Annotated in this window: 10 protein-coding genes and 1 tRNA gene; 4 read left to right on the forward strand and 7 right to left on the reverse strand. The window is 42.1% G+C overall.

The genetic code is table 11. The annotated features are described in order from the left end of the window. Window positions 1-4: 4 nt before the first annotated feature. The 7 genes from EGN73_RS14110 to EGN73_RS14140 are packed head-to-tail and all read right to left on the reverse strand — an operon-like array spanning window position 5 to window position 9,286. Window positions 5-1,039, reverse strand: coding sequence for a cytochrome c oxidase subunit II (locus EGN73_RS14110; RefSeq protein WP_219291051.1), 1,035 nt, complete (start codon window positions 1,037-1,039; stop codon window positions 5-7). Between the two features lie 21 nt (window positions 1,040-1,060). Further along, on the reverse strand, window positions 1,061-2,350 hold the full coding sequence (locus EGN73_RS14115) for a quinol:cytochrome C oxidoreductase (RefSeq protein ID WP_219291054.1): 1,290 nt from the start codon (window positions 2,348-2,350) through the stop codon (window positions 1,061-1,063). Between the two features lie 2 nt (window positions 2,351-2,352). Continuing rightward, window positions 2,353-2,979 carry a c-type cytochrome gene (locus tag EGN73_RS14120; RefSeq protein WP_219291057.1) on the reverse strand — a complete coding sequence of 209 codons (627 nt, stop codon included), beginning with the start codon at window positions 2,977-2,979 and terminating at the stop codon, window positions 2,353-2,355. Window positions 2,980-2,992: 13 nt separating this feature from the next. Then, window positions 2,993-3,523 carry a DUF3341 domain-containing protein gene (locus tag EGN73_RS14125; RefSeq protein WP_219291060.1) on the reverse strand — a complete coding sequence of 177 codons (531 nt, stop codon included), beginning with the start codon at window positions 3,521-3,523 and terminating at the stop codon, window positions 2,993-2,995. Window positions 3,524-3,525: 2 nt separating this feature from the next. After that, on the reverse strand, window positions 3,526-4,890 hold the full coding sequence (nrfD, locus tag EGN73_RS14130) for an NrfD/PsrC family molybdoenzyme membrane anchor subunit (protein WP_219291063.1): 1,365 nt from the start codon (window positions 4,888-4,890) through the stop codon (window positions 3,526-3,528). 17 nt (window positions 4,891-4,907) lie between these two features. Beyond that, window positions 4,908-7,988, reverse strand: a complete 3,081-nt coding sequence (locus EGN73_RS14135) for a TAT-variant-translocated molybdopterin oxidoreductase (RefSeq protein WP_219291066.1) — start codon at window positions 7,986-7,988, stop codon at window positions 4,908-4,910. Window positions 7,989-8,026: 38 nt separating this feature from the next. Continuing rightward, window positions 8,027-9,286 (reverse strand): c-type cytochrome, encoded by a 1,260-nt coding sequence (locus tag EGN73_RS14140; RefSeq protein WP_219291069.1) that lies wholly within the window; start codon window positions 9,284-9,286, stop codon window positions 8,027-8,029. Window positions 9,287-9,654: 368 nt separating this feature from the next. Between EGN73_RS14140 and EGN73_RS14145 the strand changes: the two genes are divergently transcribed. The 4 genes from EGN73_RS14145 (at window position 9,655) to EGN73_RS14160 (ending at window position 13,373) form a co-directional block, all read left to right on the forward strand. Further along, window positions 9,655-9,728: transfer RNA gene (locus tag EGN73_RS14145), tRNA-Cys, on the forward strand. A gap of 267 nt (window positions 9,729-9,995) precedes the next feature. Then, window positions 9,996-10,571, forward strand: a complete 576-nt coding sequence (locus EGN73_RS14150) for a hypothetical protein (protein WP_219291071.1) — start codon at window positions 9,996-9,998, stop codon at window positions 10,569-10,571. A 108-nt stretch (window positions 10,572-10,679) separates the two neighbouring features. Next, the gene (locus tag EGN73_RS14155; protein WP_219291074.1) at window positions 10,680-11,147 is read left to right on the forward strand and encodes a (2Fe-2S)-binding protein; all 468 of its coding nucleotides are present in this window, start codon (window positions 10,680-10,682) and stop codon (window positions 11,145-11,147) included. 3 nt (window positions 11,148-11,150) lie between these two features. Then, the gene (locus EGN73_RS14160) at window positions 11,151-13,373 is read left to right on the forward strand and encodes a xanthine dehydrogenase family protein molybdopterin-binding subunit (protein WP_219291077.1); all 2,223 of its coding nucleotides are present in this window, start codon (window positions 11,151-11,153) and stop codon (window positions 13,371-13,373) included. Window positions 13,374-13,384: the final 11 nt, after the last annotated feature.

Consider the following 13,384-nt stretch of genomic DNA (forward strand, 5'->3'; position numbering starts at 1 on the left):
TTAATTACTTATACTCGCTGATGGTTATTTCAGCCAATTCTTTTAAGTCTGCAGGAAGATTTTCTACCAGAGAAGGATTATTTACAATATAAGGCTTTTGATCGGCCAACCACTTTCTGTATTCCTCTGGTTCCACTACACGAATTTCTTTTCTCATAGAATTGTGACCACGGCCACAAATCTCTGTACATGCAATTTCATAAACGAATTCATCATTGCCTGTTTCTCTCCTCATTTCTTCGGTGGTCTTGGTTGGAGTAAACCAAAATCTTGTAGGCATACCTGGTACTGCATCCATCTTAAGCCTCATGTGTGGAGCAAATACAGAGTGAAGTACATCTCTTGCTCTGATTTTGAAGAGAACAGGTTCACCTTTTGGGATTACCACTACAGGTGAAGAGAAGTCGTCCAAAGCATTTTTATCAGAAAAATCCACGCCAGAAACATTCGTTGCAGATGTCAACCTATAATCATGCTCACCAAGCACATTGTCCATGCCGGGATATCTCACCTCCCATGCAAACTGATACCCAAGAATTTCAACAACATGAGAGTTTTCAGGAGCTGGTGCAGTTATATCAGACCAGGCTCTCCATCCTCCTATCACCAAAACGGTAAGGGCTATAGCAGGAACAATTGTCCAAATCACCTCAAGTTTGTTGTTGTCAGGATAAAATGAAGCTACTCTATCTTCCTTCCACTGATATTTATAAGGGAACCAGAATAACAATACGTGGGTAATAAGAAATACCACACCTGTTACTGCCATAGTGATCCAAAACAATTGATCGGTTACTACACCGTGTTCGGAAGCTACAGGCAATTGATAATTGTCAAACTCCTTAATAGAATACCAAAACATAAGAATGGTAGCTCCAACCAAGAAGAACACAAACATCAAAGCATTAATTTTATTGCTACCTGAAGCGATTTTTTTATCACTTCCTTTAACAACTGATACTAGGGTTTGAATCCTGTACACCATCCAAATAATGGATAGTAACAACAAAGCGCCTACTGCAATTAGAAATCCGTACATAATTTTAAATTTTTCGGATAATTAAATATGATGATGATAACTCTCTTCCAACATCGGATGATTTTTGGCTACCAAAGGTCTTTTGGCCAAATTGCTCAATACTACTAAGGCTACAGCTGAGCCATAAAGTAAGAACATGCCTATTTCCATCAAACCAAATCCACCATTCTGTCCCAATGTTCCAGGCTGTACCATCAAGAAGAAATCAAACCAGTGTCCAAGAATGATCAAAGAACAAACTACCTTCAAGAAAATAGCATGTCTTTTTGCATCTCTAGTCATAAGAACAAGGAAGGGAAGAAAGAAGTTTAGCACTAGATTTACAAAAATGAACGGGCTATACACGTCGCTCTCCAATCTTTCAATAAAGTAAACTGATTCTTCAGGGATATTGGCATAATAGATCAACAAAAACTGTGAGAACCAGATGTATGTCCAGAATATAGAAAAGGCAAATACAAATTTTCCGAGGTCATGAACGTGGTTTTCATTTACCATTTCCAAGTATCCATTTTCTCTAAGGTAAACTACCACTAAAGTAATCGCAGATAGACCTGCTACAAACCAAGAGGCAAACACATACCAACCAAACATGGTAGAGAACCAGTGCGTGTCAATAGACATGACCCAATCCCAAGCTGATATAGAAGAAGAAACAGCAAAGAAAACTAAAAACAGGGCTGACCAAGTTCTGATTTTTCTCCAATAATCTGTTCCTCCATGAATGTCTTCTTCATAAGCCAATGTTCTTAGCTTGTTGAAAAAGAACACCCAGAATCCAAAGAAAACAACCAATCTAATTACAAAGAAGATCGGAAAACTTCCTTTTTCCAGAGGCCAATAGAAGTAACCACCTTTTCCATCAATGATTTTGTCATAATGAGAATCATTTGGATCAAACAGGTCACTGTGCGTCCAGTGGAAAATATCATGATTTACTATAAAAAAGCTCACGATCATCAATACAGCTGCAAATGGCAACCAGTACCCAAATGATAACATTACTCTTAGAATCCCAGCAGACCAACCAGCTTGCGCAGCATATTGGATGGCAAAAAAGAATACTCCAATAACAGCTATTCCTGTAAAATACACATTATTGATCCAGAGGTTGGCGAACAACCTTTGATACCAATGATATCCATGATCTCCTCCTTCGGCATGGTCATGACCGCCACCAAGCATGGCAGTGATAATTCCAATCGCAAGGATTACGGCACCGATCACCAATACCGTCATAATTGACTTCTTCAGCGCAGCTGTGAACTCAAATTTTTGATCCAAATTGTAGTTTGTAGTGCTATGAGCCATGATTATTGTTTCTGAATTTCTTGTTTAACATAGTGAACAATTTTCCAGATTCTTTCCTGTGGAATCTGAGAACCGTGTGCACCCATACGGCCTTTACCTTTCATGATCACGTGGAAAATGTGACCTTCCGGAAGGTCTATGTAAGCGCCACCTTTTAGGTTTGCCACACCACCAACTACTTCACCGGCTTTACCATCTCCTTCACCACCAGCTCCATGGCAAGTAGCACAATATTGGGTATAAAGAACCCTACCTTCAGCAATCACCTCATCTGTAGCTTCAATTGGGCTCTTCAGTTCAGCGGCTTTTTCAAGTTCAAAAGCTTTAAGTCTGTAAGGAAGGTATCCGTCTCTGGTTCTTGGAACGGTATTCTCAACAGGTTCTCTCATGTTCATTCCATGAGGGTTGTTAGGATTACTATTAAAAAACTCTCCTTTACCATCTTCTCTGCTGGAAAGCCAACTTCCTTCATCTTCATTCTTGATCTGAGAAAGAGGCTCATAGGCAACTGAATTATACATTTGTGGTGCATATTCATATCCAGGGTGATCTCCTGACGCACCGCAGGAGGCTACTCCGAAAGCAACACCTGCCATGGCGATTGTATATAGATATCTTTTGATTTTCATGACTTCAATTTACCTATTCAAAACTTTTTTTATTGACTTCAGTAGCTCCCGAAAGTTTCAATACTTCGGCAAGCTTTTCTTCTCCAATACCTGCATTGGTAGCCAAATCAATGGCCATTACATGCTTGTCATCCGTGATTCTTAAGTCAAATATTCTTACTTGCCCCCATGGCTTCAAGTTGGAAGACACCATAAATACACCCACCATCCCGAAAGCAGCCAATAGTACAGTCAGCTCAAAGGTAACCGGAATAAATGCCGGGAATGCAGCATGGTCCTTACCACCTATGATCATTGGCCAGTCAAACTTCATCATGTAAAACTGCATAGTAAGCGCTAGCGTAGTACCCAGCATCCCGAACAAAAAGGCTGCTATTGGCAAGCGGCTTCTTTTATATCCAAGCACTTCATCCAAACCATGAACAGGGAAAGGAGAATATACTTCTTGTATCTTGACCCCACTGTTTCTTACCTGAGTCACTGCATTTAATAATACATCCTCATCGTCAAACACACCGAGGATAAAATTCTTATCTCTTTCCATGATTATTTAGCTTCTTTAGTGGATGAAGATTTAATGATAGATTTGATTTCAAACATGTTGATTACCGGAAAGAACTTCGCGAAAAGGAAGAACAAGGTAAAGAACAGTCCGAATGTGAAAAGGTAAACCCCAACATCAGCCCAAGTCGGATAAAACATCGCCCAAGATGAAGGAAGGAAATCTCTATGCAATGAAGTTACGATAATCACAAACCTCTCAAACCACATCCCGATGTTTACTACCAATGAGAGGATGAAAGTCAACACAATGGAGGTTCTGATTTTCTTGAACCAGAATAGCTGAGGAGAAATTACATTACAGGTCATCATTGCCCAATATGCCCACCAATAAGGTCCAAATGCCCTATTGACAAATGCATACTGCTCTGCTTCTACTCCAGAATACCATGCGATGAAAAATTCAGTGATATAGGCTATACCGACAATCGAACCTGTAATGATGATTACAATGTTCATCAATTCGATGTGGCCAATGGTAATGTAGTCTTCCAACTTGAATACCTTTCTGGTCACAATCATCAGCGTCAATACCATCGCAAATCCAGAGAAAATTGCACCCGCCACAAAGTACGGAGGGAAGATGGTAGTGTGCCATCCCGGAATAACTGAAGTCGCAAAGTCAAAGGATACAATGGTGTGTACTGAAAGTACAAGAGGCGTAGCCAAACCAGCCAAAATCAAGGAAACAGTTTCAAATCTGCTCCAGGTTTTTGCTGCTCCATCCCATCCGAATGCCAATCCACTATAAATTACTTTTCTCAATCCTGTGGCTCTATCTCGGATAGTAGCAAAATCAGGAATCAATGCGATGTACCAGAAAACCAATGATACTGAAAAATAAGTAGAGATCGCAAAAACGTCCCAAAGAAGTGGAGAGTTGAAGTTTACCCAAAGTGATCCAAAGGTGTTTGGCAATGGAAGTGCCCAATAAGCACCCAACCAAGGCCTACCCATGTGGATAATAGGGAACATGGCAGCACAGATTACGGCAAAAATCGTCATCGCTTCCGCAGCTCTGTTGATGGCCATTCTCCATTTTTGTCTGAAAAGCAGCAATACTGCTGAGATCAATGTACCTGCGTGACCGATACCAACCCACCATACGAAGTTGGTAATATCCCAAGCCCAACCAATGGTCTTGTTAAGGCCCCACATTCCGATACCTTCCCAAAGTGTGGCTGCCAAGGCGATAAAGCCAAGCGCCAATGCACCTACAGATACAAGCAATGCCAGAAGCCAAAGCATACTAGGCTTGCCTTCTACTTGCCTTGATATATCATGAGTGACGTCCTTGAGGGTCTTCCCGCCTGTAATCAGCGGTTCACGTACGGATGAAGTAACTTGCATATCTTATAAAATTATTATTACGCTTCTGATTTTTCCTTATTTCTGATTTTGGTAAAATACCATACGTTTGGACTCACATTGATCTCTTCCAATACGTGATATGCTCTCTCTTCATTCACTTCTTTCACTGCGGAAGTAGTGTTTTCTTCGATCTTGAGCATTTTGGTGATTTTACTTTCCGGATCGTTCATGTCACCAAATACAATCGCATCAGTAGGACATGCCGCAGCACATGCAGTGTTGATCTCTCCGTCCTGAACTTTTCTTGCTTCTTTCTTAGCAGTAAGTTTTCCAAGTTGGATTCTCTGCACACACATGGAGCATTTTTCAATCACACCTCTAGCCCTAACGGTAACATCAGGGTTAAGAACCATTTTACCCAAATCATCATTTTGAGCAACGTTAACCGTAGAGAAGTCCTTGTTGTCATGATATTTGAACCAGTTGAACCTTCTTACTTTATATGGACAGTTATTAGCACAATATCTTGTACCTATACATCTGTTGTAAGTCATTTGGTTTAGACCTTCGGAAGAGTGAGTGGTTGCAGCTACAGGACATACTGTCTCACAAGGAGCGTTGTTACAGTGCTGACACATCATAGGCTGGAAGGTAACTTCAGGATTATCTGCAGCTTTTTCCAATTCACTGTTTGAACTTGCACCTTCAGGAGAACTGTAATACCTGTCTATCCTTATCCATGCCATCTCTCTTCTGTTGAGAACCTCCTGCTTGCCTACTACAGCCACGTTGTTTTCAACCTGACAGGCAACCGTACAGGCACCACAACCAATACAAGAGTTCATGTCTATCGCCAATCCCCAGTGGTGTTGGCTGTATTTGTGACCTTTCCACAAGGAAACCTTTGAAGGTTTTACAAATTCACCTTCTTTGTAGATTTTTGGTTGGTATCTGCCTGCTGAAGCATCTTTTTTGTAATCAGCCAATGTAGCTTCCTGGATCACAAAGTCCCTGCCCATGTAAGTTTGGTGTGTCTGAGTCTGTGCGATCTTGTAAGCATCCGAAGTGATTTCAACACTTACTCCTTCTGTGATGTCATAGTTGACAAAACCTTTGGATAGGTCAAGCAACTCATATGCATTTACACCTACTCCGTTAGCAACCCTGCCCGCTTTGGTTCTACCATATCCAAGTGCAAGACCAAAAGTACCATCGGCTTGACCAGGCTGTACCAAAACAGGAACTACCAAAGACTTATCGCCAACAGTAATTTTAGCTTTCTTGGTAGCACCTTCTACCATTTTTACATTATTGTCTTTGGCCCATTTCTGAGATACTGTAAGGTAGTTGTCCCAAGTAGCTTTGGAAATAGGATCTGACATCTCCTGAAGCCAAGGGTTGTTGGCATAGGTTCCGCTTCCAATTCCTACCTTGGTGTATATAGAAAGTTCTGCACCTGCATTGTCCGCCTTATAAGACCTTCCAATAGCAGTAGCAGCAGCGGATACATCTACAGATCCACTTACCTCTTCACTTTCAGAACCATCAGAATACACACCATTATATAATGATCTGTCCCAGAATTCCTGACTGTCAGAAATTTCGGATTGTGTTCCCATCAGGGATTCAGACCAGTTATCTTTCAAGAAATCAAAGTAATTGCTTGATTCACCTGCCCATACCAAGAAAGACTCCTGAGCCTGTCTGGTATCAAAAAGTGGGGAGATAGTAGGCTGGGATAAGCTGTATTCTCCGCTTCTAGGATTAAAATCATTCCAAGATTCCAAGTAATGATGATCCGGAGCTACAAATTTCACCAAAGAAGCTGTTTCATCCATGGTGCTGTTGGTAGATACGGAAACTTTTGCTTTAGAAATGCCTTCTTCCACATCAGCGCCTTTTGCAAAATCATACACAGGGTTACAGTTGTAGAAAACTACTCCGCCAACTCTTCCTGCTTTTAGATCAGTTACAAACTTGTTCATTTTCTCGTCATCACCTTTTCTAAAATAAGAAGGCTTGGAGAAATCTACAGTCTTACCATTATTCCCCAAAAGGTCATTGATTGCGTTGATCACAATCTGAACATTTGGATCATTGGAACCTGAAACCACAATAGAATTTCCTCTATTGGACCAAAGTTCATTAGCAGCCTGATCGATATTGGCTATTTCAACACTGGCACCTGACACTGTAGCAGCACCACCTTTTCTTGCAAGGGCATTGTAAAGCGCAAGAACCGCAAGTCCAGACTGGGACGGCTTGATAGGAGTTCTGTAATCAGCATTGGCGCCGGTCAAAGATAAATTTGACTCAAATTGGAAATGCCTTGACATATTAGGGTTTTCCTTGGTAATCTTTCTTCCCTTTACATATTGCCTTGCAAATTCAGTCGGAGAAATCCATGTACCTAAAAAGTCTGCTCCAAAACTTACAATAACCTTGGCATTGTCAAATTTATAAGTAGGCAACCCACTTACTCCATAGGAGGTCTCAGCTGCTTTAAGTATACCATAGTTGGATACGGGATCGTAAGTAATGATTTCCCCACCTACAGACTCAGCAAATTTATCCAATGCCTTCTGGGTAGAAGGTGAAAGGATAGTGTTGGTTACAATTTTCACAGAACCTGCTGACCCAAGAGCTGATTTCAACTGGCTGTCCAAAGTAGACCAATCAGTCAGTTCCCCATCAATATGAGGACCTTTAAGTCTTTGCTTGTCATAAAGTGACAATACAGAAGCCTCTACAATGGCATTGACACCTTTTCCATTAATAGGAGAAAGTTCGTTACCATCAATTTTAATAGGTCTGCCTTCTCTGGTTTTTACTACAATGGAGGCATAATCACCACCTGAAGCAAAAGTAGAAGCATAGTAGTTCGGAATGGAAGGGTTTACATCAACAGGCTTGTTGACATAAGGGATGGCTTTTCTTACCGGTGCCTCACAGGCTGCAAGAGAAGCCGCGGCCAAGCTGAATCCCATCAATTTGAGGAAATCTCTCCTGGAAGCCCCTTCTTCTCCACCCAAAACAGATGGTGCCTCAGGGAATTCCCTTTCAGCATTCTTTACAAACTCCGGCTGGTTTGTCAATTCCTCTAGCCCTTTCCAATAGGTCTTTTTATTTTCCTTCATTTTATATTCAAGAAAAGTAAGTTCTGAATTTATTTAGATTAATAGTGGCATTTGGCACATTCCAAGCCGCCAATGTCTTTTACTTTCAAAGGCTCTTTGGAATCTTTGTGCAACTGCACCAACTTGTCGTAGTACTCGTTTTTCTCAAAACGGATATTGGTCTGTCTGTGACAGTCTATACACCAACCCATGGTCAATGAACTGTGCTGATAAACCACTTCCATTTCCTCTATCGGACCGTGGCAAGTCTGACATTCCACACCCCCAACCACAACGTGCTGTGCGTGGTTGAAGTAAGAAAGGTCAGGAAGGTTATGGACCCTTACCCATTCTATTGGCTGATCATTGTCTACAGCATTATAGATCTTTTGTATCTCAGGAGAGATTCCGTCTTTTCCACCTACATTTTGGATATGCATGTGGCAGTTCATACAAATATTCGCGGACGGGATATTGGCAGACTTGCCTAGCTCAACACCTGTGTGGCAATACTGACATTGGATTTCATATTGCCCTGCATGAAGTTCATGGGAAAAAGCAATTGGCTGCTTTGGCGCATAGCCTTGCTGTACACCCACGGTGTAAAGCTCATCAATTGCTGTCTTGGCCACCAAAGCAATCACAATGGTTGTTATGATGATAATAAAAGCATCTGACTTCAGGATCTTTCCGAAATCATATTTCTGATTGACAAATTGCTTATCATCTTCTTCCAATTTCTGGGTATCCAGATACTTGTTAAGAATAGAAATGATCAGGCCCAATACTACTAGAATCAGGAAAAGCACCAAAACCAAGACTCCCAAAATTATAGTCAGGTATTCACTTGGTACTCCAGTACCTCCGGCAACTCCTTCTCCACCTTCTCCACCAGCAGCTGCGGCAGAAGCATCAGCTTTGTCGCCATATTCAATGTAGGCAAGCAAATCCAGTAACTCATCATCAGAAAGGAATTCATGTGATGGCATTGCCAGCTGATTGTACTCATTGTAAATAGCCACAGCTTCAGCATCTCCTGAAGCAATAAGAGCCTGGGAATTTCGGATAAATCTTTTTGTCCAATCGATGGAATGACGGTCGGTAACGCCTCTTAATGCCGGTCCGACATTTTTCTGGTCTAACCTGTGACAAGTCCTACAATTGGCGTTGAAAATCGACTTACCTGCTGCAATGGCTTCTTCAGCATCAGAAACATCAGGGTGAGCCGCAAAGACTTGTGTCCCAAAACTCAGGAAGAATAGCATCACCAGGGTGCTAATTTTCATCGGAACACGTGATAACGAGCGATTGATCGACATATTTATACTTGATTAAACAGTTTTTTGCACGGTTTTGAATAAACATTGCAAATGTACTACCCCGATTCTATATTTCAAACTTAACAGAAATACGAGTGCCGTATATGTAAACATGCGTATACTTATTGTAAGCCTTTGTTTGACAGAAGTTTACAAAGATTAAGATTTCAGTCCAAATAATTTAGAAACATTATAAATAAACCAAAAACTGGTACCTTTTATACCAATGGCCACTCCTGGAATTCAGCAGATTAATTTCGGGATGATTTTTCCTCAAGACATTTGGATTAATATCATTAAAATTTTATCACTCACATACTTTTGTAAAAAAGCCGAATATCCATACATTTGCATTCCGATTGGCACAGGGTCGCGTGGCCGAGCGGTTAGGCAGAGGTCTGCAAAACCTTGTACAGCGGTTCGAATCCGCTCGCGACCTCCACATAAAAGCATCTCTGTATAGGGATGCTTTTTATTTTTAGAAAAAATAACCTGCAACCCAAACCATTCTCTGGAATTCATTTTTGACAAATGTTCAGATTTTGAGACTATCGAAAAACCTGCTGGATAAATGAAGTCCCATAAGGCCACCACAAAAATGCAATAGTTCATAGCTCCCAATTAATAATCGAAATTAACTTCTCACTCAATTACAGGGCTTTGTCTCAATCATATTGTCTAAATTCCTTCTTAATAAAATGAATTCACTATGAAAAAACTGGCCTGTACCTTCACCATTCTATTTATTTTTACTTCCTGTGAACTTGTCGAAGAACTACTGAATACATCCTATTCCACGACATTCAAAGAGTCTTTTGATGTTCAGATTCCTGCTGGGGAGTACACAAGCGATTCACCATTTTTGATCCTGAAAGAAGAAGATATTGATCTTACAGATGATGACTTTCCCCAAGATGTCCGAACCGGTGTTTCTGAATTGCTTGACATTCAATTCAAATCTGTAGAATTACTTTTTAAAGGAGAGGTTGCTTCAGAAAGTGGAAAAATATTGGAAAGTGAGGGAGTGATCAGCGGAACAATACTTTTTTCGAACCCCGATGACCCTACCCAAAACGTAGAAGTGGTAGTACCTCCAGTTTCTTCTTTGAGCACAGAGCCTGTAAGCCTTCCTCTCCCTGATAATGTAGCCAATTCCATTACCCAATTGTTTTTTGGAAGCCCTAGGGTACAATTTATAATGAACCTCCAGTATGTAGGACCTGCACCTTTTGAGGGAGAAGTGGTCATGGAGATCCCCATGGAGATTTCTATAGGCTTGATCTAATAATTTTGTTTCTCTTGTAGGCGGTCAAAATATAGGGCCTTCTGTCCTCATACTTTTGGATACTCTTCTGATAATGGCTAATTTATCGGAAGATTAACCGGACCCCTTATGCCTATCAAGCTAAAAGTAAATGGAACTGCCCGTTCTTTGGAAGTGGAGAGTGATGAGCCATTGTTGTATGTATTGAGAGATGAATTTGGACTGAATGGTGCCAAATTCGGTTGTGGATTGCAGCAGTGCGGTACCTGCATGGTGTTGGCCGACGGAGAAGCTGTTCCCACCTGTGTTCAGCCTTGCAAAAACTTTGAGGAAATGGAAATCCAGACCATAGAAGGTCTGGCTAATGGAGACAATCTCCACCCTATTCAAGAGAGTTTTTACAAAGAACAGGCCGCCCAATGTGGATATTGCCTCAATGGCATGCTGATAGCCGGATTGGCCCTGCTCAAAAAAAACAGCAATCCGGATGAAGAAGAAGTGAGAAGTGCTCTGGATAAGGTGATCTGTCGCTGCGGTACACACAATAGGTTTATCCGTGCTATATTGAAAACAGCAGAAACCAACTCCAAATTCTAAGCCATGGCAATACCAAAACCAAGCCGAAGGGATTTCCTAAAAACTTCCGGGCATCTATTAATAGGTTTCAACCTTCTCCCTCTGGCCTATTGCCAACCCAAAGATGAAGAAGGGCTTGGGTATTCCACCTACGAAGGAATTCCCGAAAGGCCTCATTTGGATAAGAATCTTATTGATTCCTGGATCAGACTTGATGCGGATGGCCACGTCACCGTGTTGACTGGGAAACAGGAACTAGGCCAGGGGATCCGCACCGCACTGTTACAAATAGCAGCTGAAGAACTGGATGTGGACATAGATAGGTGCCATATCATCAACGGTGATACAGGGCAAACAGCCAACGAAGGCTATACCGCGGGAAGTAATTCTGTAGAAGGAAGTGGCAAAGCCATACGTGAAGCGGCAGCTACAGCCAGAAATTACATGCTCTCCCTTGCTTCTGTAAATTGGGACATCGATATCGAGAGTTTGGAAGTGAAAAATGGAGAAATTCTAGGCCCCAGTGGTCAAAAGGCAAGCTATTGGGAACTTTTGGATGGCAAATACCTAGAATCTAAAGTAGATAATAAAATAGCTTTCAAAGACGCTAAAAACCATCAGGTAATCGGCAATTCCATTCTCAGAGAGGATATCCTGAATATGGTTTTGGGAAAAACCCACTTCGTCCATGACCTGAGGCTTCCCGGAATGCTACATGCCAGAATCGTCCACCCTCCCAGCTATAGTGCCAGACTGGTGTCAGTAGATGTGGAGTCGGCAATCAGCCTTCAAGGGGTGCTCAAAGTTATCCAAGACGGCTCCTTTTTGGCTGTAGTGGCAAAAAGGGAATACCAGGCCATCAGAGCCTGGGAAAAACTCAAAGAGCTCTCAACTTGGGAAAGCGAAAAAATAACGGTTTTGCCTGATCAGCTTTTTGAAGACCTGAAGCGCAAAAGCCAATCGCCACAGACAATTGAGCAAAACAACAGCATTCTGTCCAAAATCAATCAATCCAATAAAAAACACCGGGCTTCATTTTTCAGACCCTATCACATGCATGGCTCTACGGGACCTTCTTGTGCATTGGCAAAATGGGAAGCCGGGAAGCTGACAGTTTGGTCACCCACCCAAGGAGTGTATCCCCTTAGAAATACCCTTGCGGATCTGTTTGACATAAACGAAGAAAGTATCCGCTGTATTGGACTTCCCGGCTCGGGCTGCTATGGGCACAACGGGGCCGATGATGTATCTGCCGAGGCTGCCTTGATTGCCAAAGCTTTTCCCAATGTACCCATTCGCCTGCAATGGATGAGAGAAAATGAGCATATGTGGGAACCCTATGGTTCAGCGATGCGGATAGAGCTCAGTGCAGGAATGGATGCCCAAGGCCTGATCACGGCTTGGGATACTCAGATATGGTCCGACACCCACAGCACAAGACCCCGAGGCGACGCTGGCAATTATGTTTCTGCCAGACATCTCGAGAATCCCTTCACTTTTGACAAGGGAGGTTTTTCTGGTGGCTCTTATAGAAATGCCACACCTCTATATAATATAAGCGATAAAAGGCTGCTATTGCACAATTACGATGGTCCGCTCAGAACATCAGCCTTGAGAGGCCTTGGGGCCTATGGGAATATTTTTGCTCTGGAATCTTTTATAGATGAACTGTCTCACTTGGCAGATCAGGATCCGCTTAATTTCCGCAAAAACAACCTAGATGATCCAAGAGCAATAGCTGTCTTGGATAAATTGGCCAAAGAAACAGGCTATCATGACAGGATTAAAAAAAGTGATACCGGGTATGGCTTGGCTTTTGCCAAGTACAAAAATTCAGCTGCTTACCTGGCTGTGCTAGCAGAGGTAACGGTATTTAAGGATAAAAAAAGCTTTCACCTCAAGAGACTGACGGCCGTGATAGACGCGGGTCTCTGTATCAATCCTGATGGACTGATCAACCAGACAGAAGGCGGAATGATACAGTCTGCCAGTTGGACACTGTTGGAAGAAGTCCATTATGATGAAAACGGCATTTTGAGCAAAGACTGGAATTCATACCCGATATTGCGCGCAATGAAAACCCCAGAAGTAAAAGTGCATGTGATCAACCGTCCCGAGGAAAAACCTCTAGGTGCTGGAGAAGCTGCGCAAGGTCCAGTGGCAGCAGCCATTGCCAATGCTGTTTTTGACGGAACAGGAACAAGGGTGAGGGACTTGCCAATTAAGGCTGAGAAGATTGATTGGTGAAAAACTGAACC

The sequence above is a fragment of the Arthrospiribacter ruber genome, assembly GCF_019343195.1.
Classification (GTDB): Bacteria; Bacteroidota; Bacteroidia; order Cytophagales; family Cyclobacteriaceae; genus Arthrospiribacter; species Arthrospiribacter ruber.

Coding starts and splice junctions, on each gene's coding strand:
- EGN73_RS14120 (WP_219291057.1), bottom strand. CDS start 2,979: ATGAAAATCAAAAGATATCTATATACAATCGCCATGGCAGGTGTTGCT.
- EGN73_RS14155 (WP_219291074.1), top strand. CDS start 10,680: ATGCCTATCAAGCTAAAAGTAAATGGAACTGCCCGTTCTTTGGAAGTG.
- EGN73_RS14135 (WP_219291066.1), bottom strand. CDS start 7,988: ATGAAGGAAAATAAAAAGACCTATTGGAAAGGGCTAGAGGAATTGACA.
- EGN73_RS14150 (WP_219291071.1), top strand. CDS start 9,996: ATGAAAAAACTGGCCTGTACCTTCACCATTCTATTTATTTTTACTTCC.
- EGN73_RS14115 (WP_219291054.1), bottom strand. CDS start 2,350: ATGGCTCATAGCACTACAAACTACAATTTGGATCAAAAATTTGAGTTC.
- EGN73_RS14125 (WP_219291060.1), bottom strand. CDS start 3,523: ATGGAAAGAGATAAGAATTTTATCCTCGGTGTGTTTGACGATGAGGAT.
- EGN73_RS14160 (WP_219291077.1), top strand. CDS start 11,151: ATGGCAATACCAAAACCAAGCCGAAGGGATTTCCTAAAAACTTCCGGG.
- nrfD (WP_219291063.1), bottom strand. CDS start 4,890: ATGCAAGTTACTTCATCCGTACGTGAACCGCTGATTACAGGCGGGAAG.
- EGN73_RS14110 (WP_219291051.1), bottom strand. CDS start 1,039: ATGTACGGATTTCTAATTGCAGTAGGCGCTTTGTTGTTACTATCCATT.
- EGN73_RS14140 (WP_219291069.1), bottom strand. CDS start 9,286: ATGTCGATCAATCGCTCGTTATCACGTGTTCCGATGAAAATTAGCACC.